Source organism: Actinomadura sp. 9N407 (genome assembly GCF_044326315.1).
Taxonomy (GTDB): Bacteria; Actinomycetota; Actinomycetes; order Streptosporangiales; family Streptosporangiaceae; genus Spirillospora.
On record NZ_JBIRAW010000023.1, the window covers coordinates 18519 to 42218 of the forward strand.

23 protein-coding genes are annotated in these 23700 nt (G+C 70.9%); 8 read left to right on the forward strand and 15 right to left on the reverse strand.

The genetic code is table 11. The features are described 5' to 3' along the window. Positions 1-6: 6 nt before the first annotated feature. The 11 genes from ACH34Q_RS30390 to ACH34Q_RS30440 form a co-directional block, all read right to left on the reverse strand. Positions 7-408, reverse strand: coding sequence for a VOC family protein (locus tag ACH34Q_RS30390; protein ID WP_395986526.1), 402 nt, complete (start codon positions 406-408; stop codon positions 7-9). Positions 409-529: 121 nt separating this feature from the next. Beyond that, positions 530-1612, reverse strand: a complete 1083-nt coding sequence (locus ACH34Q_RS30395; protein WP_395986527.1) for a hypothetical protein — start codon at positions 1610-1612, stop codon at positions 530-532. Between the two features lie 130 nt (positions 1613-1742). After that, entirely contained in the window at positions 1743-2678 is a 936-nt protein-coding gene (locus ACH34Q_RS30400; RefSeq protein ID WP_395986528.1) for a hypothetical protein, read from the reverse strand. Next, a complete protein-coding gene (locus ACH34Q_RS30405) occupies positions 2675-4774 on the reverse strand; it encodes a PQQ-dependent sugar dehydrogenase (protein WP_395986529.1) in 2100 nt (699 codons plus the stop codon). The genes ACH34Q_RS30400 and ACH34Q_RS30405 overlap by 4 nt, the downstream gene beginning before the upstream one ends. An 84-nt stretch (positions 4775-4858) precedes the next feature. Continuing rightward, positions 4859-6046, reverse strand: a complete 1188-nt coding sequence (locus ACH34Q_RS30410) for a hypothetical protein (RefSeq protein WP_395986530.1) — start codon at positions 6044-6046, stop codon at positions 4859-4861. Between the two features lie 95 nt (positions 6047-6141). Further along, entirely contained in the window at positions 6142-6981 is an 840-nt protein-coding gene (locus ACH34Q_RS30415) for a sugar phosphate isomerase/epimerase family protein (protein WP_395986531.1), read from the reverse strand. After that, positions 6951-8081 (reverse strand): dihydrodipicolinate synthase family protein, encoded by a 1131-nt coding sequence (locus ACH34Q_RS30420; protein WP_395986532.1) that lies wholly within the window; start codon positions 8079-8081, stop codon positions 6951-6953. Before ACH34Q_RS30420 ends, ACH34Q_RS30415 begins: the two co-directional genes overlap by 31 nt. Then, positions 8078-9226 carry a Gfo/Idh/MocA family protein gene (locus tag ACH34Q_RS30425; protein ID WP_395986533.1) on the reverse strand — a complete coding sequence of 383 codons (1149 nt, stop codon included), beginning with the start codon at positions 9224-9226 and terminating at the stop codon, positions 8078-8080. The genes ACH34Q_RS30420 and ACH34Q_RS30425 overlap by 4 nt, the downstream gene beginning before the upstream one ends. 115 nt (positions 9227-9341) lie before the next feature. Then, positions 9342-10148, reverse strand: a complete 807-nt coding sequence (locus ACH34Q_RS30430) for an ABC transporter ATP-binding protein (protein ID WP_395986534.1) — start codon at positions 10146-10148, stop codon at positions 9342-9344. Between the two features lie 11 nt (positions 10149-10159). Next, entirely contained in the window at positions 10160-11173 is a 1014-nt protein-coding gene (locus tag ACH34Q_RS30435; protein ID WP_395986535.1) for an ABC transporter substrate-binding protein, read from the reverse strand. A gap of 26 nt (positions 11174-11199) precedes the next feature. Further along, complete coding sequence (locus ACH34Q_RS30440) at positions 11200-12060, reverse strand: ABC transporter permease (RefSeq protein ID WP_395986536.1); 861 nt, start codon at positions 12058-12060, stop codon at positions 11200-11202. A gap of 222 nt (positions 12061-12282) precedes the next feature. Here ACH34Q_RS30440 and ACH34Q_RS30445 point away from each other — a divergent pair, with 222 nt between their 5' ends. Further along, a complete protein-coding gene (locus ACH34Q_RS30445; protein WP_395986537.1) occupies positions 12283-13365 on the forward strand; it encodes a LacI family DNA-binding transcriptional regulator in 1083 nt (360 codons plus the stop codon). Between the two features lie 16 nt (positions 13366-13381). Then, positions 13382-14542 (forward strand): mandelate racemase/muconate lactonizing enzyme family protein, encoded by a 1161-nt coding sequence (locus ACH34Q_RS30450; RefSeq protein WP_395986538.1) that lies wholly within the window; start codon positions 13382-13384, stop codon positions 14540-14542. Positions 14543-14614: 72 nt separating this feature from the next. Here ACH34Q_RS30450 and ACH34Q_RS30455 read toward each other — a convergent pair whose 3' ends face one another. Next, complete coding sequence (locus ACH34Q_RS30455) at positions 14615-14758, reverse strand: hypothetical protein (protein ID WP_395986539.1); 144 nt, start codon at positions 14756-14758, stop codon at positions 14615-14617. 223 nt (positions 14759-14981) lie between these two features. Further along, positions 14982-16280 (reverse strand): helix-turn-helix domain-containing protein, encoded by a 1299-nt coding sequence (locus tag ACH34Q_RS30460; protein ID WP_395986540.1) that lies wholly within the window; start codon positions 16278-16280, stop codon positions 14982-14984. A 148-nt stretch (positions 16281-16428) separates the two neighbouring features. Here ACH34Q_RS30460 and ACH34Q_RS30465 point away from each other — a divergent pair, with 148 nt between their 5' ends. From ACH34Q_RS30465 to ACH34Q_RS30480, 4 genes are all read left to right on the forward strand, one after another. Next, positions 16429-16776, forward strand: a complete 348-nt coding sequence (locus ACH34Q_RS30465; protein WP_395986541.1) for a phage holin family protein — start codon at positions 16429-16431, stop codon at positions 16774-16776. Between the two features lie 170 nt (positions 16777-16946). Beyond that, positions 16947-17483, forward strand: coding sequence for a 2Fe-2S iron-sulfur cluster-binding protein (locus ACH34Q_RS30470; protein WP_395986659.1), 537 nt, complete (start codon positions 16947-16949; stop codon positions 17481-17483). Beyond that, entirely contained in the window at positions 17480-18520 is a 1041-nt protein-coding gene (locus tag ACH34Q_RS30475; protein WP_395986542.1) for an FAD binding domain-containing protein, read from the forward strand. The genes ACH34Q_RS30470 and ACH34Q_RS30475 overlap by 4 nt, the downstream gene beginning before the upstream one ends. Beyond that, the gene (locus tag ACH34Q_RS30480; RefSeq protein ID WP_395986543.1) at positions 18517-20565 is read left to right on the forward strand and encodes a xanthine dehydrogenase family protein molybdopterin-binding subunit; all 2049 of its coding nucleotides are present in this window, start codon (positions 18517-18519) and stop codon (positions 20563-20565) included. The genes ACH34Q_RS30475 and ACH34Q_RS30480 overlap by 4 nt, the downstream gene beginning before the upstream one ends. Before the next feature lie 54 nt (positions 20566-20619). Here the strand turns inward: ACH34Q_RS30480 and ACH34Q_RS30485 are convergent, their stop codons facing one another. Continuing rightward, complete coding sequence (locus ACH34Q_RS30485) at positions 20620-21270, reverse strand: TetR/AcrR family transcriptional regulator (RefSeq protein ID WP_395986544.1); 651 nt, start codon at positions 21268-21270, stop codon at positions 20620-20622. A 107-nt stretch (positions 21271-21377) separates the two neighbouring features. Between ACH34Q_RS30485 and ACH34Q_RS30490 the strand changes: the two genes are divergently transcribed. Together ACH34Q_RS30490 and ACH34Q_RS30495 are read left to right on the forward strand one after the other, a co-directional pair. Further along, positions 21378-22265 (forward strand): oxygenase MpaB family protein, encoded by an 888-nt coding sequence (locus ACH34Q_RS30490; protein WP_395986545.1) that lies wholly within the window; start codon positions 21378-21380, stop codon positions 22263-22265. A gap of 13 nt (positions 22266-22278) precedes the next feature. Beyond that, the gene (locus ACH34Q_RS30495; RefSeq protein ID WP_395986546.1) at positions 22279-22998 is read left to right on the forward strand and encodes a TetR/AcrR family transcriptional regulator; all 720 of its coding nucleotides are present in this window, start codon (positions 22279-22281) and stop codon (positions 22996-22998) included. Here the strand turns inward: ACH34Q_RS30495 and ACH34Q_RS30500 are convergent. Beyond that, a complete protein-coding gene (locus ACH34Q_RS30500; protein ID WP_395986547.1) occupies positions 22984-23700 on the reverse strand; it encodes a hypothetical protein in 717 nt (238 codons plus the stop codon). The genes ACH34Q_RS30495 and ACH34Q_RS30500 overlap by 15 nt on opposite strands.

The following is a 23700-nucleotide window of genomic DNA, read 5'->3' on the forward strand; positions in this document are numbered from 1 at the left end:
CGCGGGTTATTCCGCGGGCAGCGAGGCGTACAGGTCGATGCCGTTGCCGTCGGGGTCGAGCACGGTGGCGTAGCGCATGCCCCAGAACGCGTCCCACGGTTCCTGGACGCCGGTGTGGCCCGCACCGGTCAGCTCGGCGTACTTGGCGTCGACCTCGGCCGGGGCGGAGAACTGGAAGGCCAGGAAGTTGCGCGGGTCGCCCGTCGGACGGCTCCAGCCGTTGGTCTGCGTGCTGCCGCGGAACTTCTCGGTGTCCAGCATGACGTGCAGCCCGTTCGGCAGGTCGCAGCCGGCGTGGTCCGGGTACGTCGGGTCGACCGTGAACTCCACGCCGAGCCGGCCGTAGAAGGCGATCGCCGCCTGGATGTCGGACACCACGATGTCGATCGAGTTCAGTGTCGCGTTCATGATGGCTCCTCTTCGTTCGCCGATGGACGCCGGGGCCGTTCGGCCCCTTCACCCCCAAGACGAACGAGCGCCGGCCCGATCCGACACCTCGCACAGAATTCTTCAGACCCGCCGGGAGCCGTCAGTCGAGGCGGGTGGGGTCGCCTCTGGTACGGGCGAGTCGGGCCTGCTCGTGAAGGTCGATCGCGTCGCGGACCTTCGTCGCCGCGCGGAGCAGTGTGCCGGGCTCGCGGTCCTGTGCCAGGTGCGTGATGGCATAGAGAGGGACGCAGATGCCCGGGAAACCTATCGGGGTGTTGGCGCGCACCATCGGTACGTTGTCCAGGTAACCGGGCTCATCGGAATGCCGGTAGATCCAGTGGGACGGCCAGGTGCGCAGGATGGTCTCGCCGATGTACCGGACGGCGTCTTCGACGAATTCGTCATCGGCGCGCACCGAGTCGCCATCGGAGAAGCGTTCCAGGATCTGCGCTTCCAGGACCGGCAGGGAAGCCGGCGTGAAATCGAGGCCGGCGGGACGCCGGCGTTCCAGGGCGGTGTCCATGCCGGCCAGCCAGTCGTCCAGGAACCGGCGCGCCGGCTCGCCCATGCGCGCTCGGTCGTCTTCGACGTACCAGGCGGTCGTGCCGGGGGTCGCGGTGATGACGGCGTCGGCTGGGCCGGTGTAGCCCCAGTGGTCCAAGGGCAGGCCGAACTCCTCGCGCAGCATTCGTCCCTGCTCATGGGTGAGGAGGACGTACCAGCCGCTGGCGGCGCCGTCGTCGGTCTCGACATGGAAGAAGTCCCGGTGGTCGGATGGCGCGAGGTCGCCGAAGTTCTCGGCGATCGTGAGCAGATCCACGTAACGGGGCGACAGGTGTTCCAGGCTCCACCAGATGGAACGGCCGTTGCGGCGGAAATGCAGGTAGGGCACACCGTCGACGTCCACCATCTCGATGTCGTCGATCGTCACCGAGCCGCGGGAGCAGGCCGCGGCGTCCTCCAGGATCCCCCGGTAGGCCTCCTCCAGGTCGTCCACCTTGTCGGGAACGTAGGCGGCGATGGGAAGGTCATGGAGGATGGCGAGGAGTTCACCGGGATCGGTCTCCTCGTCGGGGTCCTTCGACCAGGAGCGCACGCGGACCAGAGCGTCCTCGGCCTCCGCGGGAGTGAGTGCGCCAAGCCTTTCGAGGCCGTCGGTCAGGGCTCGGTACGTTCGCGGCATGCCGGCAGCATGGCACAGGGGTCGGTCGATCCATGAGCGGAACGAATCGCTCCGTTCTGTCATGGCGAGACGCGGGCCCGGCCGGTGATCGGGGTCGAGTGATCACCGGCCGGGTGACCGGGTGGGACGGTCAGCGGCGGTACTGGTGCCGTACCTCGGCGGCGGTCGCGGGACGGTCCAGGAAGATCAGCGTGTCCATCCGGCAGTCGCAGGGGTTCTGCTCCCGGGTGTTCTGCGGGAAGCTTCCGCCGATCTTGATGCCGCGGGGGTCGGAGGCGGTGGTGAGGTCGGGTTCGGGCGGGCCTTCGACCGCCCACGGGTCGTCGTCGCGGGTGTAGAAGCCGGCCAGCGGCTTGCCGTCCTTGTAGAGGGCCATCGTTCCGTTGTCGAAGTCGAACGTCGCGGCCAGGTGGACCCAGGCGCCGGTCGGCAGGATGGACTGCCAGTCCTCACTGGCGGCGAAGGTCTGCGAGGCGGCGCCGTCCACCCGGCGGCCGAGCGCGACCAGGCGCAGCTCGCCGTCGACGTTGATCAGCTCCAGCAGCGCCCGGACGTCGTGTCCCTGGGACGTACCGGTCAGGACGCCCGCGAGGCCGACCGCGTTGAAGAAGTCGCCCGGGTCGGGGGTGGTGGAGTTGGGCTTCGGGTTGGTGCCGGTCATCTTGAACCAGCCCATGACCGTGGCGCCGCTCGCGGCGTTGTACGCGCTGAGCGAGGGCACCCCGGTCGGGGAGTAGACGCCCGCCTTCCAGTCGTCGTTGCCCGCGAGGGTGGGGTTGACCTGCTTGAGCTGGAGGGCGTTCCCCTTGCGGCCACGTTCGCGGACGCGCATCGCGTCGCCGCCGTTGACCAGGTCCAGGTCCGTACCGGAACGGCCACGGTCGCGTTCCTGGGCCGGATTGCCCTGTACGGGATGGTCGAAGTCGTAGTAGGCCACGAGGTTGGGTCTGAGGGTCGGGAAGACGTTCGGGCCATGACCCGGGCTCTGGGCCTGGGCCGGAACGGCGGCGAGCGAGGCCCCGAGCAGGGCGGTGAGCAGCACCGCAGGGACGCGACGAACGATCATCCTCGGCTCCCGGGGGCTCGGGTGGCGGTGACCGTCAGGGCGCGGAGGCTGCCTGTGTTGTCGAACGAGCCGAAGCCGACCCGGCCGGAGTCGAACGTGGTGTCCACGGCCGTCATCAGCGGGTGCCTCGCGCCGTCCACGTACACGCCGATCTCGCCGGTACCGGCGCAGTGCTTGACTCGGACGTCGTGCCAGCCGGCGTCCTTGATCGCGGGTGGGGCGCCCTGCGAGCGGTTGGCGTTCCACTGCCCGTCGATGCGCACCCGGTCCGCGCCGTTCACGGCGAAGATCCCGTTGTGCGGGTAGATCTTGTTGTCGCTGGACAGATGGGCGTAGTAGAAGTGCGTGTCGTCCCGGTAGCCGAAGACGACGATCACGTCCCGGTTGCTCACCTCGACCGGGGTGTCGAGCCTGACCTCGGCCCGGATGTCGGTGGAGCCCAGCTCGGGTCCCTTCTTGAGCACGGCGTACTCGAACGGGCGCCGCGGGCCTGGACGGGCCTCGCCCGCCTCGGCGAGCACGACCTCACGGCCGGGGAAGCGCCACTTGGACGGGGTGACGGGAGCCCAGTCCTCGGCGGCCGTCGCGTTGCCGACCCGTACCGGCGAGGTCGTGCAGTCGGCGAAGGTCCGGGTGCCGACGATCTTCCAGATTTTGCCGTTGGCCTTGGCCACCAGGTACGGCTCGCCCTTGACGTCCATGCCGAACCGCAGGTCCACGCGATCGTCGCCGGCGAGTTCGCGCATCGTGACGGGCCTGCCCGTGGTGTCGTACGCGGTGAACTGGTTGATCTGCGCGCGCTTCTGGCCGGCGGGGTCGCGCTTCATCTCGCGCTCTTCGGTGTAGAAGAGGCGGCCGTCCACGATGTCGGTGAACAGGTACTTGCCGCGCAGTGCGGGCAACTTGCCGCCCCGGTAGACGTAGCCGCCGGAGATCGCGTGGCCGCTGTCGGAGGTACAGGAGTGGCCGGGTGGTGGGTCGTGGTCGTACGCCGCGACCGGGTACTCGTAGCCGTTCTCGATGTCGTCGGCGGGCAGCGGGTAGAGGAAGCAGCGGTCGGCCTCGTCGAAGAGGAACCCGCCCTCGCGCTCGCTCCAGCCGAGGTTGCTGCCGGGCGAGATCTGGTGGATCGACTCGATCGCGTGCTCGCCGATGTGGGCGAGGAACATCCGCTTCTTCCCGCCGGTGTCCCAGCTGAACCGGTGCGGGTCGCGCATGCCGTACGCGTAGATCTCGCCGACCTTGCCCGCCTGGCCCGCGAACGGGTTGTCGTCGGGGATGCCGTACTCGCCGTTGGCGCCGTCGTTCCCGGCCGGGTCGATCCGGAGGATCTTGCCCTGCGGGACGCCGAGGTTCTGCGGGTCGCCGCCGTTGGCGCCGACGTTGCCGTTGCCGCCGTCGCCCACGGCCAGGTAGAGCTTGCCGTAGTCGCGGTCGCCGGGCCTGGCGTTGGGGTTGAAGTCGATCTGCTGGATGCCGTGGATCCGGCCGGAGAACCCGACCCGCAGGATCTCGCGCCGGGTGCCCTCGAACGAGTCGGCGGACGGGTCGTTCGTCGTCCACTCGTTGATGACGCCGTGGTAGGCGGTCTTCGGCTGGGGCGTCAGGTCCGGCTTCTTGTTCGTGAGCGCGGATCCGGCCTCGACGTGGATCGTGTAGAACTTGCCGTTCCGCTTGAAGTCCGGGTGGAAGGCCGTGAAGCCGAAGCCCTGGCCGAGCCCCTGGGCGGAGAAGAAGTCCGGCGCGAACGTGGCGCCCACGTCCAGGTAGGTCTTCTGCTCCTTGGTCTTCTTGTCGAGGAAGTACAGCTTGCCGTTGAGGTCGGGGACGAAGAACCGCCCGGACCCGTCGGGGATCTCACCGACGTAGTTGATCCGGTTGTGCCGCTTCAGCCTCGGGTCGGTCACCAGCTCGGGGGGTGTCGGCGTGGACGTGGGGAGCTGGGCGACCTCCTCCAGGACCAGGCCGAGCCCGGAGGCGGCGGGGTCCTCCGGGATCGGGTCCTTGATCGGGTCGGCCGCGTGCGCCGGCGGTATCGCCAGCAGCGACGCGAGCAGCGCCACGGTCGTCGGTACGGTCCATCTCAGTCTTCGCATTCCGGCCGTCCAAGGGGGGTGGGGTGTGGCTGGAAAGCGCTTTCTGTAAGCGCTTTCTGAACGTACGAGAAGCCTCCTGACCCGTCAAGAACGAATCCCGCGCCGTTTGGCGAGGAAGCTGTGCGCCACAGTGGCCAAGGCCGACACCACCAGCCCCACCGGCGCCGCCGCCGCGAAGCCGGCCAGTGTCAAGGTCAGGGCCAGGGCCGCGCCCGGTGCCCAGAGCCACGACGACACGTGCCGTCCGGTCGGCACGTGCCGTCCGGGCGCCGCAGGTGGCTCGGTCGGCGTGGGCCCGTCCTCCGGAGCCGATGACGTACGAACTCCTACCGCCGCGAGGGCTCTCGTACGGCGGCGGCGGAGGGCTTCGGCGGTCATGGGTGGGATCAGGGCGGGGAGGGTGGCGGCAAGGAGGGTGAGCCAGTCGAGCAGGAGGCGGTCCACGCGCATCGCCGCGAGTACGGCGCCGGGGACGGCTATCGCCAGCACGGCGTAGGCCGGGGGCAGCCGGGGAGCGAAGCGGCGTACGGCGAAGACGCCGGAGTGGACGGCGGCCAGGGTCGGGGCGATGACGGCGGCGGCGACGAAGAGGTTGGCGACGGGAAGGCCGTCCGGTCCGGCCAGGACGGCGACGACGTCGGTGGATCCGCTGGAGGCGGCCAGCCCGGCGCCCACGATGGAGGCGGCCAGGGCGGGGACGACGAGGAGGCCGACGCACCACCACAGGTCGCGGCGGCCTCGCAGCCCGACGGTGAAGTCGGGAGCGCGGACGGCGAAGACCGAGACGTATCCGATGTATCCGGCCAGGTCGGCGATCAGGACGAGGGGAGGACCGTCCGGCGCGAGCGTCACCGGCGGTGCGGACGGGGCCAGCCGTACGGCGACGACGGCGATCAGGGCGATGGCGGTCAGGGTGGTGACCAGGGCGACGGCGTTCCAGTTGCCGCCGCCCTTCAGCAGGACCGCGACGATCGGCAGGGTCAGCAGCAGGACGCCGGCGCCGTCGGGCATGCCGGTCAGCGCGGCGACCGCGCCGCCGCCCAGGCCGATGTTGAAGCCGAACCAGCCGATCATGGCCAGGGCGAGGAGGCCGGTCACGGCGCGGTCGGTGAGGGGCGGGAGGTAGCGCGGGGACAGTTCGGCGAGCGTGGCGTTCTCACCGGCGGGTGGGCGCAGGCCGAGCCGTCCTTGGGCGGCCAGGAGCGTGGCCATGATGACACCGCCGATGAGCAGGACCAGGAGAGGGAGCGCGCCGTGGTGGCGCCCTCCCACCTGCGCTCCCAGAACGAGCGTTCCGGGAGCCGTTCCTATGCCGAGCCATGCGCCGGCCGAATTCCGCCAAGTCCGTCCCTGCTCCTTGGCCCCTGTCACACCACGTGCTCCGCGAAGCGGGACAAGGTGAGGGAGAGGGCGTCGGCGCCGGGCATCGCCCACAGCTCCTCGTTGAAGATCTCCACTTCGATGGGGCCCGTGTAGCCGGTGGCCTCGACGGCTTGGCGGAAGCGGCGCAGCTCCACGCAGCCGTCGCCGAGCATGCCGCGTCCGGTCAGGACGCCTTCCGGGAGCGGGGTGGTCCAGTCGGCCACCTGGAAGGCGGCGATGCGGTCCTCGCGGCCCGCGCGGGCGATGCCGTCGTAGGCGGTGGGGTCCCACCACAGGTGGTACGTGTCGATGACGACGCCGACCTCGTCGGGGGAGTGGGGCGAGGCGAGGTCGAGTGCTTGGGCGAGGGTGGAGACGACACAGCGGTCCGAGCAGTACATGGGGTGCAGCGGCTCGATCGCCAGCTGAACGTTGTGCTGCCCTGCGAACGGCGCCAGTTCGGCCAGGGCGTCGGCCACCCGGGTACGGGCGCCGTCGATGTCGCGGGAGCCGTCCGGGAGCCCTCCACTGACCAGGACGAGGACAGGGGCGCCCAGGGCGGCGGCCTCTTCGATGGCTCGCTTGTTGTCGGCGATCGCGTCGGGCTGTTGGAAGAAGCCGCCTCGGCATAGGGACGTGACCGTGAGGCCGTTGTCGCCTACGAGTTTGGCCGTACGGGCCAGGCCGTACTCGGCGACGGGCTCCCGCCAGAGGCCCACGCCACGTACACCCTTGGCCGCGCACCCGGAAAGGAGGTCGGGCATAGGCCAGTGACGTGTCGTCCACTGGTTGAGGCTGAATCGCGGATCGGCGTTCACTGGGGGACCCCCTGGACGGTCAGCCATGCGCGCATACGGGAGGCCGCCAGTTCCGGGTCCGGGTAGAGGCCGTCGGCGAGCTGGAAGAGGCGGACGAGATGGGGCACCGAACGTGCGCTCTCCAGGCCACCGACCATGCGGAAGTGGTTCTGATGGCCGGACAGCCAGGCGAGGAAGACGACGCCCGTCTTGTAGTAGTAGGTGGGAGCCTCGAATATGTGCCGGGCCAGAGCGAGTGTGGGCGTGAAGGCTTGCTCGTAGGCGGAGAGGTCGTTCGCGTCCAATGCGTGCAGCGCGGTCGCGGCGGCCGGGGCGATCGGGTCGAAGATACCCAGCAGAGCGTCGCTGTGCCCCTGCTCATCGCCGCGGATCAGGTCGGGGTAGTTGAAGTCGTCCCCTGTATAGAGGCGTACGGACGCGGGCAGGCGGCGGCGGAGGGCTATCTCGCGGTCGGCGTCCAGGAGGGACACCTTGATCCCGTCCACCTGCGATGCGTGCGAGTCGATGATGGACAGGACGGTGCCGGTCGCCGCGTCCAGGTCGGACGAGCCCCAGTAGCCCTCCAGAGCCGGGTCGAACATGGGGCCCAGCCAGTGCAGGATCGCCGGCCGTTCCGGCTGTCCGAGGAGACGTCCGTAGACCTCGGCGTAGTCGTCCGGACCCTTGGCGGTGGCGGCGAGCTGGCGGCTCGCCATCAGGATCGGAACGGCTCCGGCCTCGGCGACCACCGCGAGCTGCTCCTCGTACGCGGCGACGATGCGTTCCAAGGAGGAAGGCCCCGGCGGGAGCTGGTCGGTGCCCGCACCGCACGCCAGCATGCCGCCGCTAGCGCGCGCGGCGGCACCGCTGCGCAGGATCAGTTCCTGGGTCGTCTTCCAGTCCAGGCCCATACCGCGCTGCGCGGTGTCCATGGCCTCGGCCACGCCGAGCCCGTACGACCACAGGTGGTGGCGGAAGGCCAGCGTCGTGTCCCAGTCCAGTTCGCCGTCACGGAACGGGTCGGGCACGACGTGCGCCGCCGCGTACGCGACCCGCGATCGAGCCGGGCCGGAAGGGCGCGGGTAGGCGCGGGGCTCGCCCAGCGTGAACGGGACGAGGCCGCTCGCGGAAGGGAGGTCGAGCTTCACCGTCCCAGCTCCGGCACGTCGAAGCGGCGGCCCTCCCGCCACGCGCGCAGTCCCAGCTCGGCGAGCTGGACGCCGCGCGCGCCCGCGTAGAAGTCCCACAGGAAGGGCTCGTCGTCGTAGATGTGCCGCAGGAACATCTCCCACTGCACCTTGAAGCCGTTGTCGAACGGCTCGTTGTCGGGGATCTCCTGCCACTGGCCGCGGAAGTCCTCGGTGGCGGGCAGATCGGGGTTCCAGACCGGCTTGGGCGTCATCGAGCGGTGCTGGACGCGGCAGCGCCGCAGTCCCGCGACCGCGCTGCCCTCGGTGCCGTCCACCTGGAACTCGACCAGCTCGTCGCGGAACACCCGGGTCGTCCAGGACGAGTTGATCTGCGCGATGATCCCGCCCTCCAGCTCGAAGATGCCGTAGGCGGCGTCGTCGGCGGTGGCCTCGTAGGGCTTGCCGTTCTCGTCCACCCGCTCGGGGATGTGCGTGGCACCGAGCGCCTGGACGGAGCGGACCGGCGCGATCGCGTCCAGCACGTACCGCCAGTGGGCGAACATGTCGAGGATGATCCCGCCGCCGTCCTCGGCCCGGTAGTTCCAGCTGGGGCGCTGCGCCTCCTGCCAGTCGCCCTCGAACACCCAGTAGCCGAACTCGCCCCGTACCGACAGGATCCGCCCGAAGAAACCGCCGTCGACCAGCCGCTTCAGCTTGCGCAGCCCCGGCAGGAACAGCTTGTCCTGGACGACGCCGTGCCGGATCCCGGCCTCTTCGGCGAGCCGGGCCAGGGCCAGCGCCTCCTCCAGATCCTCGGCCAGCGGCTTCTCGGTGTAGACGTGCAGGCCGGCCGCGATCGCCGCGCGGATCGCCGGGACCCGCGCGGAGGTGATCTGGGCGTCGAAGTAGATCTCGGTGTCGTCGCGCGCCAGCGCGCCGGCCAGGTCGGTCGTCCACTCCGTGAGCCCGTGCCGCTCGGCCAGCGAGCGCAGCTTGTCCTCGCTGCGGCCGACCAGGACCGGCTCGGGCCACAGCACGGTGCCGTCGGCCAGGGGGAGCCCGCCCTCGTCCCGGATCGCCAGGATCGAGCGGAGGAGATGCTGCCGGTACCCCATGCGGCCGGTGACGCCGTTCATGACGATCCCGATGGACCTGCGTGCCATCCCGTTCCTTCCTCAGTCCCTCTGAAGGGCATCGATGTGTGCGAGGGCCGCAGCCCGGGTGGCCCCGTGGTGGGGAGAGCCCGTAGTAGAGAGCCCGTGGTGTGGAAGTGGCGCGTCAGTCCGCCGCCGCGCCCGCCCCGAGCAGTCCCCGGATATGGGAGGCCACCCGGGAGAACTCGGGACGCTCGACGGTCGTGGCGTACTCGCGCTCGGCCGGCAGGTCGACGTCGATGACCTCCCGGACCGTTCCAGGCCGGTCGCTCATCACGACCACCCGGTTGGACAGGTAGGCCGCCTCCGCGATCGAGTGGGTGACCAGCAGCACGGTGGTGCCGGTCTCCCGCCAGATCCGGTTGAGCTCGATGTTGAGCTGCTCGCGGGTGAGGGCGTCCAGGGCACCGAACGGCTCGTCCATCAGCAGCACGGGCGGCTCGTGCAGCAGCGCGCGGCACAGCGCCACCCGCTGCTGCATGCCGCCCGACAACTCGTGCGGCAGCGCGTCCTCGAACCCCTGCAGCCCGGTCATCTCGATCAGCTCGGCCGTGCGGCGGGCGGCCTGCGCGGACGGCATCTTGCGCATCTCCGCCTGGAGCAGGATGTTGCGGCGCGCGCTGCGCCACTCCAGCAGGGCCGCGCGCTGGAACACGTACCCGATGTCGTTCCGCGGCCCCGCCACCGCGTCGCCGCGCAGCCGTACGGTGCCGGACGAGGGCTTCAGCAGGCCCGCGACCAGCTTGAGCAGCGTGGACTTGCCGCAGCCGGACGGGCCCACGATGGACACGAACTCGCCCATGGCGACGTCCAGCGACACCCCGTGCAGCGCGGTCACGTCGCGCTTGCGGGAACGGAAGCGCACGGCCACGTCCTCGATGCGGACGGCGGTCTGCGACGCGGGGTCGGCCGCGGTCTCCGGTTCGCTCATCATCCTCATCGTCAGCCCTGGGGTGCGGAGTCGGCCTGCCAGTACGTGGCGGGCGCGTCGGCCTTGGAGATGACACCGGTCTGGTGGAAGAGGTCGATCGTCGCCTTCCAGTCGGCCTCGGTGTTGACGCCGGGCGCCTTGCCCTTGGTCGCGGCGGTGCTCAGCAGCGTGAGCGTGGTCGTGAACTGCTCGGTGATCACCGGCACCGGCGGGAGCTGCTCGGACGCCCCGGCCATCGACGCCACCGCGCCGGCCTGGTCCGCCTGCGCCGCCGTCCAGGACTCGCTGGTGGCCGCGACCATCTTCTTGACCAGGCCGGCGTCGCTCTTGAGCTTGCGCTCGCCGACCATCAGCCCGTTGGAGAAGAAGTTCAGCCCGAACTCCGAGAAGCGCAGCGCCGAGACCGGCTTCTTGGCCTTGTCCTGCATGATCGGACCCTGGTCGCTGGCGTAGCCGAGCAGCCCGTCGGCCTTGCCCGAGATCACCGCGGCGATCTTGCCGGCCGGGTCGGTGTTCTGGATCTGCACGTCGGACTCGCTCATCCCGTTCTTCTTCAGGAACGCGGGGAACGTGCGCGACAGCGCGTCGCCGGCGGTACCGGCGATCTTCTTGCCCTTGAGGTCGGCGGGCTTCTTGATGCCGGTGGCGTCGAACGCCTGGACCGAGGCCGGGGTGGTCTGCAGGAACACCCCGATGCTCTTGATCGGCATGCCCTTGTCCACGGCCGCCAGCAGCGCCGGCGTGTCGGCCCAGCCGAAGTCGGTCTGGCCCGCCCCGGTGGCCTGGACGGTCTTCTGCGAGCCCTGCCCGGCCTTGATCTCCAGGTCGATGCCGTGCTTCTCGTAGATCTTCTTCTGCTGGCCGTAGTAGAACGGCGCGTGCTCGCCGTACGGGTACCAGTTGAGGGTCAGCGTCACCTTCGTGAGCTTCTCGCCGGACGCGCTGGTGGTCTCGTCGGAGCCGCCGCCGCAGGCGGCGAGGGCCAGCACGGGGACGAGGGCGGCGGCGAACATGCGGAGTTTCATGGGGTCTCCGTAGGGTGGGGGTCCGCTTAGAAAGAGGTGGTCACGGGCTCGCCGCGGCGGCTGGCGTGCCAGGGCAGCAGCAGGTGCTCGGCGAGTTCGACCAGGACGAAGAGCACGACGCCGATCAGCGACATGACCAGCAGCCCGGCGAACAGCATCGGGGTGTCGAGGTTCCCGTTGGCCTGCAGGATCACGTACCCGAGGCCCTCGTTGGCGCCGACGAACTCGCCGACGACGGCGCCGGTGACCGCGAGCGTCACCGCCACCTTGAGGCCCGAGAACAGGTACGGCAGCGAGGCCGGGAACCGGATCTTGGTGAACGTCTGCATCGGCCCGGCGCCCATCGTGGCCGACAGCTCGACCATCTCCGGATCGACCGCCTTCAGCCCGGTGACCATGGAGATCACCACCGGGAAGAACGCGATCAGCACCGCGACGACGATCTTGGGCGCCAGCCCGAAGCCGAGCCAGACCACGAACAGCGGAGCGATCGCGATCTTCGGGATGACCTGGGCGAACAGCAGGATCGGGTAGAGCGTGCGCTCCACCGTGGTGGAGTACACCATCAGCACCGCGGCGGCGATGCCGACGACGACCGCGATGATGAAGCCCAGCAGGGTCTCGTACGTGGTGATCCAGGTGTGGTGCCAGATGTAGGACGACTTGCCGGTCAGCACGCCGAGGGTCGTCCCTGGCGAGGGCACCAGGTAGGGCTCGACGAGCTCCGCCGCGGTGACCGCCCACCAGGCGGCCAGGCAGGCGAAGAGCAGGGCGACCGGCCGCCAGGAGCGTTCGAGCGCGTCGCGGACCCGCTCACCCGCCCCGGGCGCGTCACGTTCGGCGACCCCCTTCGCGGGCGTGACCGTTGGCGCGGGCGTGGTCACCATGGAACCTCCGAGAGCGTTCGCCGAGCGGTGGCGGCGAGGCAGCTGAGTGTCGGGTTCAGAAAGCGCTCTCTGAAAGCGCTTTCTCAGATACTGTGAGTACGACCGTAAGAACGGCGGGCCTCGCGGTCAAGGGGTTGGGGCCTACCAAAACGAAACGGCGTCCCCGTCGGCAGGGCGGGCGGCAGGATGGGTCCCGGGGGTGTCCCTCGGCAAGGAGGCAGCATGACCGAGGCCGATCGGCCGCACATGACGCTGCAGGACGTGGCCCGCCACGCGGGTGTCTCGCTGGCGACCGCGTCCCGCGTCCTGAACGGCACCGCGCAGGTCAGGCCCGACCTCAAGGAACGGGTGCTGGCCGCGGCCGGCGAGCTGGCGTACACGCCGAACGCGCACGCGCAGGCGCTGGCCAGCTCGTCCAGCAAGGTCATCGGGGTGATCTGCCACGATGTCAGCGACCCGTACTTCGCCAGCGTCGCCCGGGGCGTGATGCGCGCCGCCGCCGACCGGGACCTGATGGTCATGCTGGCCAGCACGTTCCGCGATCCGGCCCGCGAGATCGAGTACATCGCGATGCTGCGCGCCCAGCGGGCCCGCGCCATCCTGCTGATCGGCTCGGGCTTCGAGGACCGCGACTGGGAACGCTCGATGGACAACGTGTTGGAGCCGTACCGGCGCGCCGGCGGCCGGGTCGCGGTGGTCAGCCGGCACCGCAGCCTCAAGGTCGACACCGTCCTGCCGCAGAACCGCGAGGGCGCTGAGGCCCTGGCCCGGACGCTGCTGGACCTCGGCCACCGCGACTTCGCCGTGCTCACCGGCCCGCGCGAGCTGACCACCGTCACCGACCGGTTCGGCGGCTTCTCGGCCGCCGTCACCGCCGCCGGCCTCGCGCTGCCGCCGGATCGCGTCGTCGAGGCCGCCTTCACCCGCGACGGCGGCTACGCGGCGGCCACCGAGCTGATCCGCCGCGGCCCCCTCCCCACCTGCGTCTTCGCCGTGACCGACGTGATGGCCATAGGAGCGCTCGCCGCCTTCCGCGACCACGGCGTGGACGTCCCGGCCGATGTCTCCCTGGCGGGCTTCGACGACATCCCCATCGTCCGCGATCTCACCCCGCCCCTGACCACCGTCGCCCTCCCGCTGGACCTGATGGGCGAGCGGGTGATGGAACTGGCCGTCCGCGACCTGACCTCGAACCGGAGCCGGGTGGAGCGGATGCCGGGAGAAGTGATCGTCCGCGCCAGCACCGGCCCGCCCCGGGCCCATGACAGGATCCCCTCGCCCACCCCCGTCGCACGCCGCAGTTGAGGAGTCGAAACCCCTGATGGGCTTGCATGACCTGAAGATCGACCGCGTCGAGACGTTCGCCGTCGCGCTGCCCACCCGCCGCTCGTTCGGTGTCGCCGGCGGAGCCGTCGCGGTGGCCGGCCGGCCGAGCCTGCGGATCCTGGTACGGGTGAGCGCGGACGGCGTGAGCGGCTGGGGCGAGGCCACGCCGATCCCCGCCTGGACGTACGAGACCGCCGAATCGATCGTCACCACCATCGACCGCTACCTGTCGCCCGCGATCATCGGACGGCACGCCTGGGACGTGGACGGGGCCACGGCGGTCTTCGAGCGGGCGATCAACCGCGGCTTCAGCATCGGGGCGCCGCTGGCCAAGAGCGCGGTCGACATGGCCCTGCACGACCTGCTCGGACGGGCCGCGGGGGTGCCGGTCGGCATCCTGTGGGGCGCCCGCCGTACCGAGCGGATCGAGCTGGCCTGGGTCGTCTCCGGGCAGTCGCCCGCCGAGGTGGGCGACAGCGTGGCCGAGGGGCGGGGGCTCGGGTACGGGGCGTACAAGGTCAAGATCGGGCTGCACGACGAGGACGCCGACGCGGCCGTGGTCGAGGCCGTCCGCGAGCATGCCGGCACGGAGGCTCCGCTGTGGGTCGACGCCAACCAGGGCTACACGGTGCACGGTGCCCTGCACATGGCCCGGCGCCTGGAGGGACTCGGGATCACCGCGTTCGAGCAGCCGCTGCCCGCGAACGACGTGATCGGCCTGCGGCGGCTGCGGGACGACTGCCCGATCCCGGTCGCGCTGGACGAGAGCCTGCGGCACCCGTCCGACCTGGCCACGTTCATCCGGCTGGAGGCGATCGATATCGCGATCGCCAAGGTCCAGCGCAGCGGCGGCCTGACCCTCTCGCGGCGGCTGTGCGCGCTCGCCGAGGACAGCGGCGTCCAGCTCATGGGCTCCGGCCTCACGGACTCGGACGTCGGGCTGGCCGCGTCGCTGCACCTGTTCGCCGCGTACGGCATCGACACGCCCGTGGACCTCAACGGCCGCCAGTTCGTGGAGTCGCCGTATGCCATCTCGACGGTACGGGTGGAGGGCGGCACGGCGTACGTCCCCGAGTCGCCCGGGCTGGGCGTCGAGGTCGACGAGGCCGTCGTCAGAAGCCTCGCCGTGGACGTGGTGAGCAACGGAGTCCCCTAGAGGCCCCGTACGCGTCCTGGGATGGGAGAGGCCACGTGGGGCGCCGAGGGGGGCGTCCCGGTGGCCTCGGTCCTACTGTCCCGTGCCCGGCTCGTCGGCCGGGGACGGGGCCGAGTCGGCGGTCGTGGCCGACTGCTCCTGGTCCGGGTTCTCGGAACCCTGCGAGGGCCAGGTCATGAGCTTGGTGCGACGGGGATTGGCCAGGGAGTTGTTCACGGTTGGCGTAGTCCTCCTTCAAGGATGGTCCGGCAACGGCGGGTGCGGCACGGATGGACCCGGCACAGATGGGTCCGGCACCCGGGGATACGGTCTCCGGCGTTCGGCCTGAGAAGGCGATTTTCTGGATCAATGGCCCTCTAACGCAAAATGGTCTAGACCTGCCCCGCCCGGAATCGCCGCTTTCTCCTGTCCGGGTGGCCGGGGTCGGCCGTTCGCCGGGCTACGAGGGGACCGGTTTGCGGCCGTTCACCGGGCCCTTCGGCTGGTCCGGGGCGGCCGGCCGGGTCGCGAGCCAGGCGTGCAGCAGCATGTGGAACTCCAGCCGCCGGCCCGGGTCGTAGATGTCGTCGCCGAAGAAGGTCTCCAGCTGCCGGACCCGGTAACGGATGGTCTGGGCGTGGACCTGGAGGCGCAGCGACACCTGGGTGGCGTTGAAGCCGCATTCGAGGGAGGCCAGGAAGGTCTCGGCGAGCCGGTGGCGCTGGGTGGGGCGCAGCTTCATCAGCGGCTCCAGGCGCTGCGCGGCGGCCCGTTCCAGCAGGTCCCGGTCCTGGGTCATCACCAGGATCGGGATGTGGTCGTCGGCGCGGACGAAGCCGTCGTGCTCGATGATGCCGGACGCGGCGAGCGTGAGCGCCTGCCGGGCCCAGCGCAGCGACTTGGCCAGCTCGGTGATCTCGACGGTCGGCCCGAGCACGCCCACCCAGTCGCGCAGCCCGGCGCGCAGCATCTGCCCGCGGCCGGGTCCGGCCGGGTCCGGGACGAGCAGGCACGGCTCGTCCAGGTGCAGGCCGGGCAGCACCTCGTCGGGGAACGTCGGCGGGCGGACGTCGGGGCGGCGCTCCTTCAGCGCCAGGGCGGCGACGGTGCGCGGCAGCCGCCAGTCGGCCTCGCGCGCGGGCTCGCGCAGGTTGGCGAGGCGGGGCGCGGGTGCCCCGATGAGCAGGTCGAGCAGCTTGCGGCGGCGGTTCTGCCGCTCTCCCACGGCGCGGGCCGACACCTCGTTGTGCCCTTCGGCGACCACGTCGGCCAGGCGGTTGATGTAGGTCAGCACCGACTGCGCGACCTCGGCGATGATGCCGGCGGTGACGCGGTGCCTGGTCCGTTCCGAGGCCTCGGTGAGCCGCCGTACCGCCACTCCGGCACCGGTGCGCAGGGCGCTCTGCAGCGACTCCAGGCTGCGGCCCTCGCGCGCCTCGCCCACCCCGACCTCGCGGAAGAACGCCACGATCTCGGTCGAGGAGGTGTCCGGATCGGCCATCAGCTCGACGAAGTGTGAGATCGACCACTCGACCGCCTGGGCCAGCACCTCCGAGTAGCGGGCGTCGTGCGGCCGCGCGTACTGCGGTACCTCGCGCTGGATCTCGGCGACGGCCTCGGCCACGATCCCGGGCACGTGCTTGCGCAGCGACTTCGCCATCGCGGGGGTCGCGCCCTCGGGAATCTGGAAGTCGATCAATCGGTCGGAAACCTCCACCGTGCCCTGCCTCTCCGCGGCCGCCCCCGCGTCGCGACTCATGCCACTCCCGACAGATCTCCCCCCTCACTTGTAACCCAAGTCACACATCAATGTCCGGGAACTGATGAATTTGTGTGTTTCGGAGTGACCCCCGGTGAGGTGTCCGTCCTTCTGTTAGGGGTAAAGGGCGCGTATGGCAGGGTCGGTCATGGACGAGTCGACGGAGCAGAAGCTGGTGCTGGCGCGGTCCGTCGTCGATGCGGCGCAGCGGGAGATGTGGGGGAAGGCGCGGCGGCGGATCCCGGCGATCCGGTTCGGTGCCCTCGCCGGTACCCTCGGGCTGCTCGCCACCGCCTCCACGTACCGGCTCAACGTGCTGCTCCTGGAGAAGAAGCTGCCGCCCGAGGCCGCCGCGCTGGTCGCGGCCGCCGCGTACTCCGGCGGCGCCGGCTGCGCCGCCCTGGTCGCCGCCCGCCGCTGGCGCGGGCTTCCGGCGCCGCTGCCGACCGAGACGGCCCGCCAGGTCGCCGAGATCCTCGCCGACTCCAAGGACTGAGTCGGGGCATTTCGGGCCGCTTCCCCGGGCCGCTTCCACGGGGCTGACTCACTCCGGCGATCTCGGGTAGGGACGCGACCATGGAGAGTGCTGACGGCTCGGTGGACGTGGCCGGCCTGGAGAGTGTTGAAGGCACTGAGAGTGCCGGCGGCTCGGCTGCGGCGCGGCCCGTGCACGCCGAGATCACCGTGACCGTGAACGGGAGCGAGCAGCGGATCACCGTCGATACGCGGACGTCGCTGCTGGACATGCTGCGCGAACGGCTCGGGCTGACCGGCTCCAAGAAGGGGTGCGACCACGGCCAGTGCGGGGCCTGCACGGTCCTGCTGAACGGGTCGCGCGCGAACGCCTGCCTGGCGCTCGCGGTCGCGCATGACGGCGCCGACATCGTGACCGTGGAGGGGCTGTCCCCGGACGGCGGGAGCGGGCTCGCGCCCGTGCAGGAGGCGTTCCTGGAGTGCGACGCGTTCCAGTGCGGCTACTGCACGCCGGGGCAGCTGTGCTCGGCGACCGGGATGCTCGACGAGATCGCGGCGGGGAGACCGAGCGCGGTCACCGAGGACCTGACGGCGGATCCGGAGCTGAGCGATGCCGAGATCCGCGAACGGATGAGCGGCAACCTGTGCCGCTGCGGCGCGTACGTGAACATCGTCGCGGCGATCCGGCAGGCGGCCGGCGCCCGCGGGCATGAGGGGGTGCGCTCATGAGGCCCTTCGCCTACGAGCGGGCGGACAGCGCGCAGGATGCGCTGGCATTGCATGACGGTGACGCCTTCTACCTAGGCGGCGGCACCAATCTGGTCGATCTGATGCGGCTGGGTGTGGCCGAGCCACGGCGGCTGGTGGACGTCACGCGGCTCCCGTACGACGCCGTAGAGGAGGAGCCCGATGGTGGCCTCGTCATTGGGGCGGCCGTACGGAACAGCGACCTGGCGGCCAATAGTGCAGTGCGGGAGCGGTTCCCGATGCTCGCCCAAGCGGTCCTGGCGGGGGCGTCCGGGCAGATCCGCAACATGGCGACGGTCGGGGGCAACCTGCTCCAGCGCACCCGGTGCCCGTACTTCCAGGACATCAGCAAGCCCTGCAACAAGCGGCAGCCGGGTACGGGCTGTCCGGCCATCAAGGGCGACCACCACAACTTGGCGATCCTCGGCTATTCGCAGGAGTGCGTGGCGACGCACCCCTCTGACATGGCGGTCGCCCTAGCGGCACTCGATGCGCGGGTACGGATTCGCACCCATGAGGGGCAACGGGTCGTACCGCTGGTGGGACGTGGCCCCGAGCCCCTCTACCGGTTGCCGGGCAGCGAGCCGCAACACGACACCACACTTGAGCCAGGCGAACTCATCACGGGCGTCGAGGTGAGTCCGCTCCCCATGCCCTCCCGCTACAGGAAAGTGCGGGAACGGGCCTCGTTCGCGTTCGCCCTCGTTTCGCTGGCGGCCGCCCTGGACGTGGTCGACGGCACCGTGCAGGACAGCCGGATCGCGCTGGGCGGTGTCGCCCACCAGCCGTGGCGGGCCTGGCGGATCGAGGACCGGCTGCGTGGTGCTCCCGCGACCGAGGAGGCCTTCATCAGGGCGGCCGAGGCCGAACTGGAGGCCGCCAAGCCGCTGCGGGACAACACCTACAAGGTACGGCTCGCCCGCAATCTGATCGTACGGACGCTGACGGAGCTGACCGAGGCGGGACGAGGCGGAGCGGGAAGCACGGGGACCGGACGCGACGGGGAGGAGCGGGCATGACGGCGCTGCGGCGGATCGAGGGCCGGGAGAAGGTCACCGGGCTGGCCCGCTACGCGTTCGAGTACCCGGTGGCGGACGTGGTGTACGCGTTCGCCGTCCAGGCGGCGGTCGGCAAGGGCGAGATCCGGTCGGTGGACGACGCGGCCGTGCTGGAGATGCCCGGAGTACTCGCCGTGCTCTCCTGCGAGAACGCGCCCTCACTGGCGTCGGCCCAGGATGGGGAACTGGCCCTGTTCCAGTCCCGTACGGTCTCCTATCGCGGTCAGCTGGTGGCCGCCGTAGTGGGAGAGACCCTGGAGACGGCACAGGAAGCGGCGCGCCTGCTCCGCATCGAGTACGCCCCTGAGGAGCACGACGTACGGCTACGCCGCGACCACCCCACGCTCTACAAGCCGGACACGGTGAACCCTGTGTTCCCGACCGATACCGAGCAGGGGGACCCGCAGAACACCATCTCCAGGTGCGCCGTGCAGGTCGATGCCACGTACCGGACCCCGGCCCAGCACAACAACGCCATGGAGCCGCACACCACGCTGGCGCTGTGGGACGAGGACGGCCGCCTGGTCGTGTACGACTCCAACCAGGGCGCGTCTCCCGTACGGGACACGCTCGCCCAGATCTTCGACTTGGACCCGTCCCTGGTGCGCGTGCTGGCGCCCCATGTGGGCGGAGGCTTCGGCTCCAAGGGGACGCCCCGTCCGAACGTCGTGCTCGCGGCGATGGCGGCCAGAGTGGTGGGCCGTCCCGTGAAGTACGCGGTGACGCGGCAGCAGATGTTCTCCGCCACTGGTTACCGCACCCCGACGATCCAGCGGCTCCGGCTCGGCGCCGATGCCGAGGGACGGCTCGACACCGTGATGCACGAGGTGGTCGAGCAGACCTCGACCGTCAAGGAGTTCGCCGAGCAGACCGCGACGCCGACCCGCGTCATGTACGGAGCACCCAACCGGCGGACCGCGCACCGGCTGAACCGCCTGGACGTGCCCACGCCGTCGTGGATGCGGGCACCGGGCGAGACCCCGGGCATGTACGCGCTCGAATGCGCGATGGACGAGCTGGCCTTCGCCGCCGGCCTCGACCCGATCGAGCTGCGGATCAGGAACGACACCGACACCGAGCCCGAGAGCGGGCTGCCGTTCAGCTCCCGGAACCTGGTGGCCTGCCTGCGCGAGGGCGCCGCCCGGTTCGGGTGGTCCGAGCGCGATCCGGCGCCACGTTCGATGGCCGCACATGGGCGCCTGTTCCGGGGTACGGGCGTGGCCGCGTCGACGTACCCCGCGTACCGGCGGCCGGGCCAGGCCACCGCGCGGCGCGACCCCGACGGGCACTGCACGGTACGGATCGCCGCCGCCGACATCGGCACCGGCGCCCGCACCACGCTGACGATCATCGCCGCCGAGACCCTGGGCGTCGATCCGTCAGAGGTCACGGTGGAGATCGGCGACAGCGATCTGCCGCGCGCCTCGGTGGCGGGCGGTTCCGCGGGCACGGCCAGCTGGGGTACGGCCGTGGCGCGGGCCTGCGCGGGCGTCGACGACGTTCCGGCGGGCACCGAGGTGTCGGCCGACACGACCGAGGAGGTCAAAGCGCAGGAGAAGTACGCCCGGCACGCCTTCGGGGCGCAGTTCGCCGAGGTGGAGGTGGACGCCGACACCGGCGAGATCCGGATACCGCGGATGCTGGGGGTCTTCGCGGCGGGCCGGATCATCAACCCGACGACGGCGCGCTCGCAGTTCATCGGCGGCATGACCATGGGGCTCGGCATGGCGCTGATGGAGCAGAGCGTGATGGACGAGGAGTTCGGCGACTACCTCAACCACGACCTCGCCCAGTACCACGTGCCCGCCTGCGCGGACGTGGCCGACATCGAGGCGGTCTGGCTGGAGGAGGACGATCCGCACCTCAATCCCATGGGCGGCAAGGGCATCGGCGAGATCGGGATCGTCGGGGCGGCGGCCGCCATCGCCAACGCCGTCCACCACGCCACCGGGATCCGGATCCGCGACCTGCCGATCACCCCGGCCACGCTGCTGTCCTCGCTCTGAGGGCCTCACTCCGAGGGCCATGGGGCCCTGAAGACCCAGGGCGTGCCGGGGAGGTCAGCCCTGCCGAGCCTGTGCCGTCTCCACGAGCCGCGGGACGATCTCCTCGATCAGGTTCAGCAGGACCTCCTCCAGCAGCAGGTGGACCTGGGAACGCGTCAGCCGTCCCTGCTTGAGCCATTCGCGCGTGGTCGTCTCGGCGAATCCGGAGTAGGCGCGGAACGCCGACCGTACCTCCCCGTGCTCGTGCGACAGCGCGGTCAGCCCGACCACCTCGGTCATGTGGTGGACCGCGCGGTCGCGCGCCTCATCGAGGATCAGGTCCAGTTCGACGTCACCGCCGGAGGTGCTCATGTCGAGGGCGGCGATCCAGGTCTCCCGGTTGCGTTCGAGCAGTTCGAGCCAGGCGTTGATGCTCTGCGTCACCCGTTCGCGGACACCGGCGTCCGCGAGGGAGGCCGGGACGGGCAGGGGCGGGACGCTCATCATCTCGGCCACGGCGGCCAGGTACAGGTCGCGCTTGGTCCCGAAGTAGTGGTTGAGCAGGCCGCGGCTGACTCCGGCGGCGGCGGCGATCTCGGTGTTGGAAACGGTCGCGTACGGGCGCCGGCTGAACAGGGCGCGCGCGCAGGCCAGGATCTGGTCGCGCCGCTCGTCGGGCTCCTTGCGGACCCGGCGCGGGCGCGGGGCGGGAGTGTGGGTGCTCATCGTCCTCAGAATCTACTCGGGCGGGCGAAGAGGCCGGGCCTGCTCGGATGTGAGATGGTGATACGAAATACGTGTATTCGTCTCACGTTGCGGGAAGGCAGGAATCCATGACCGAACTCGACACGGGCCTCGACACGGGCCGTACCGCCGCCACGGGCACGGCGGGCGCCATCCCGGGCCCCGACTCGCTCATCTGGCGGTACGCGGGGGACTGGCGCGGCGCGCTGACCAGCCGCGCGACCCTGCTGCTCCAGGTGGCGCACCCCGTCGTCGGCGCGGGCGTGGGCGACCACTCCGCGTTCCTGGAGGACCGCTGGGGACGCCTCACCCGGACGATCGAGTCCACGATCGACTTCCTCGGCTACCGGGGCGAGGAGCGCGGCCGGGACGAGGCCGCCCGGCTCCGCGAGCTGCACAAGGACATCAAGGGCGTCGACGCCCAGGGCCGCCGCTACCACGCGCTCAACCCCGAGGCCTATCTCTGGGTGCACGCCACCCTCCTGCACGGCATGATCCAGACGCAGCGGCTGTTCGGCCGCCCCATCCCGCCGCACCGCGAGCGGGTCCTGTACGAGGAGTGGGCGCAGCTGGCCCTCGCCCTCGGCATCACCAAGCGGCACATCCCCGAAGGCCCCGAAGAGTTCCGGGACTACTTCGGCACGGTCGTACGGGAACGGCTGGAGTTCAACGACACCGTCCGGCTGCTCATCGATCTCGACCACAAGCCACTCCCGCCCCCGCCGAAATGGCCGCTGCCGGGCTTCGCCTGGACGGGCCTCGCGGTCCCGTCCACCGTGATGCTGCGCAAGCTCGGCGTGGGCAGCCTGCCGCCCGTCCTGCGCGAACGGTTCGAGCTGCCCTGGACGGCCGGCGACGAGCGCCGCTTCCGGCACTTCGCGCGGACGATGCGGATGGCGGACGGCGTGATGATCGACCGGCTGCGCTACACCCCGATCGCGTCCGGGGCCATGCGCCGTGCCGAGCGGGGGCGCTAGGGTCGGCCCCATCATGACCGAGCCCATCGACCCCGGCCCTGGCGCGACCGGCCCTCTGAACACCGGCCCTATGAACACCGGCCCCGGGGAGCCCGGCCAGGCGGACGGCCTCGTCCTGAGCGAGCTGCTCGCCGGCCCGGCCGCGACCGTACCGCTGAGCCCCCAGGTGGACCGGATCCTGGACGCCGCGCTGGAGCTGTTCGAGACCTTCGGGCTGCGCCGTACCACCATGGACGACGTCGCGCGCGCCTCCGGGCTCGGGCGCGCTACCATCTACCGGCGCTTTCCCGGGAAGAACGACCTGGTCACCGGGGTCCTGCTGCGCGAGGCCCGGCGCTTCTTCGCCGAGCTGGACCGGTCCGTCCCGGCGGACGCCACCCTGCAGGAACGGCTCGTCGAGGGCTTCGCGACCACGCTGCGGATCAGCCGCGAGCAGCGACTGTTCCACCGCCTGCTGGTGCTGGAGCCCGAACTGCTGCTCCCGCACGCCACCGAGCGGGCCGGGCCGCTGCTGGCCGCCGCCCGGGGCTACCTCGCCCGCCGGCTGCGCGCCGCGCAGCGCCAGGGCGACGCGGGCGACTTCGACCCCGAGGTCGTCGCCGAGATCCTGATCCGGCTCACGCATTCGCTGCTCCTGACCCCGGCCGGGCACATCCCGCTCGACGACGAAGGCGCGCGCGCCTTCGCCCTGCGGTACCTGTCCCCGATGGTGGGCCGCTCAGCCGCCGGGTGAGGCGGGATTGCCCTGCGGGGTGCCCTGCTGCTTGCCCTTCGGGTCGGTCATGCTCTCGTTCACGGCGCCGATCGAGGTCACCTCGGTGATCCGCCAGCCGCCGCCCTGCCGTGCGAGCCGCATGTCGAGGTACGAGCCGAGGACCCGGCGCGTACCGGCGGAGCTGCGGACCTCGGAGTCCATCACCACGACCGCCTTGGCGGACGCGCCGTCGACCTGGCTGAGATAGACGCTGCGCACGGTGGCGGTCGCGGTGGCCTTGAGCTTGGTGATGACGCCTTCGAGGCCGCCCGTGAACGCGACGTCGTAGGTCTTGGCGAAGTCGTCCGAGGCCAGTGACAGCACCTTGTTGCGCGCGGCCTGGAGATTGGTGTGGTCGTAGCTCAGCAGCGCCTGCCCGAACTGCCCGGCGCGCTCCTGCACCGCCTTCCGGTCGGCTTCGCGCTGCGCCGCCTCGTCCGCCGCCCGCCACTGCAACCCGGCCGTGGCCACCGAGGCCGCCAGCGCGAGTACCCCGATCGCCTTGAGGGCCGTCCCCTTGGAGAACGCCCGCTTTGTCTTGCCCCCGTGCTTCTCGGGCCCGTGCTTCTCAGGCTCGTGCTTCTCGGGCTCCTTGATCTCCTTGTTCTCGGTGTCTTCGGGTTCGGGCTCGGCCTTTGTTTCGTCGATCTCGTCCGGCTTGGCTTCGGTCTCGGTGCTCAT

Bases quoted from the DNA above. Each gene is read 5' to 3' on its own strand.
- ACH34Q_RS30390 (WP_395986526.1), bottom strand. From the start codon at position 408: ATGAACGCGACACTGAACTCGATCGACATCGTGGTGTCCGACATCCAG.
- ACH34Q_RS30395 (WP_395986527.1), bottom strand. From the start codon at position 1,612: ATGCCGCGAACGTACCGAGCCCTGACCGACGGCCTCGAAAGGCTTGGC.
- ACH34Q_RS30400 (WP_395986528.1), bottom strand. From the start codon at position 2,678: ATGATCGTTCGTCGCGTCCCTGCGGTGCTGCTCACCGCCCTGCTCGGG.
- ACH34Q_RS30405 (WP_395986529.1), bottom strand. From the start codon at position 4,774: ATGCGAAGACTGAGATGGACCGTACCGACGACCGTGGCGCTGCTCGCG.
- ACH34Q_RS30415 (WP_395986531.1), bottom strand. From the start codon at position 6,981: ATGGCTGACCGTCCAGGGGGTCCCCCAGTGAACGCCGATCCGCGATTC.
- ACH34Q_RS30425 (WP_395986533.1), bottom strand. From the start codon at position 9,226: ATGGCACGCAGGTCCATCGGGATCGTCATGAACGGCGTCACCGGCCGC.
- ACH34Q_RS30430 (WP_395986534.1), bottom strand. From the start codon at position 10,148: ATGAGCGAACCGGAGACCGCGGCCGACCCCGCGTCGCAGACCGCCGTC.
- ACH34Q_RS30435 (WP_395986535.1), bottom strand. From the start codon at position 11,173: ATGAAACTCCGCATGTTCGCCGCCGCCCTCGTCCCCGTGCTGGCCCTC.
- ACH34Q_RS30440 (WP_395986536.1), bottom strand. From the start codon at position 12,060: ATGGTGACCACGCCCGCGCCAACGGTCACGCCCGCGAAGGGGGTCGCC.
- ACH34Q_RS30445 (WP_395986537.1), top strand. From the start codon at position 12,283: ATGACCGAGGCCGATCGGCCGCACATGACGCTGCAGGACGTGGCCCGC.
- ACH34Q_RS30450 (WP_395986538.1), top strand. From the start codon at position 13,382: ATGGGCTTGCATGACCTGAAGATCGACCGCGTCGAGACGTTCGCCGTC.
- ACH34Q_RS30460 (WP_395986540.1), bottom strand. From the start codon at position 16,280: ATGAGTCGCGACGCGGGGGCGGCCGCGGAGAGGCAGGGCACGGTGGAG.
- ACH34Q_RS30465 (WP_395986541.1), top strand. From the start codon at position 16,429: ATGGACGAGTCGACGGAGCAGAAGCTGGTGCTGGCGCGGTCCGTCGTC.
- ACH34Q_RS30475 (WP_395986542.1), top strand. From the start codon at position 17,480: ATGAGGCCCTTCGCCTACGAGCGGGCGGACAGCGCGCAGGATGCGCTG.
- ACH34Q_RS30480 (WP_395986543.1), top strand. From the start codon at position 18,517: ATGACGGCGCTGCGGCGGATCGAGGGCCGGGAGAAGGTCACCGGGCTG.
- ACH34Q_RS30485 (WP_395986544.1), bottom strand. From the start codon at position 21,270: ATGAGCACCCACACTCCCGCCCCGCGCCCGCGCCGGGTCCGCAAGGAG.
- ACH34Q_RS30490 (WP_395986545.1), top strand. From the start codon at position 21,378: ATGACCGAACTCGACACGGGCCTCGACACGGGCCGTACCGCCGCCACG.
- ACH34Q_RS30495 (WP_395986546.1), top strand. From the start codon at position 22,279: ATGACCGAGCCCATCGACCCCGGCCCTGGCGCGACCGGCCCTCTGAAC.
- ACH34Q_RS30500 (WP_395986547.1), bottom strand. From the start codon at position 23,700: ATGAGCACCGAGACCGAAGCCAAGCCGGACGAGATCGACGAAACAAAG.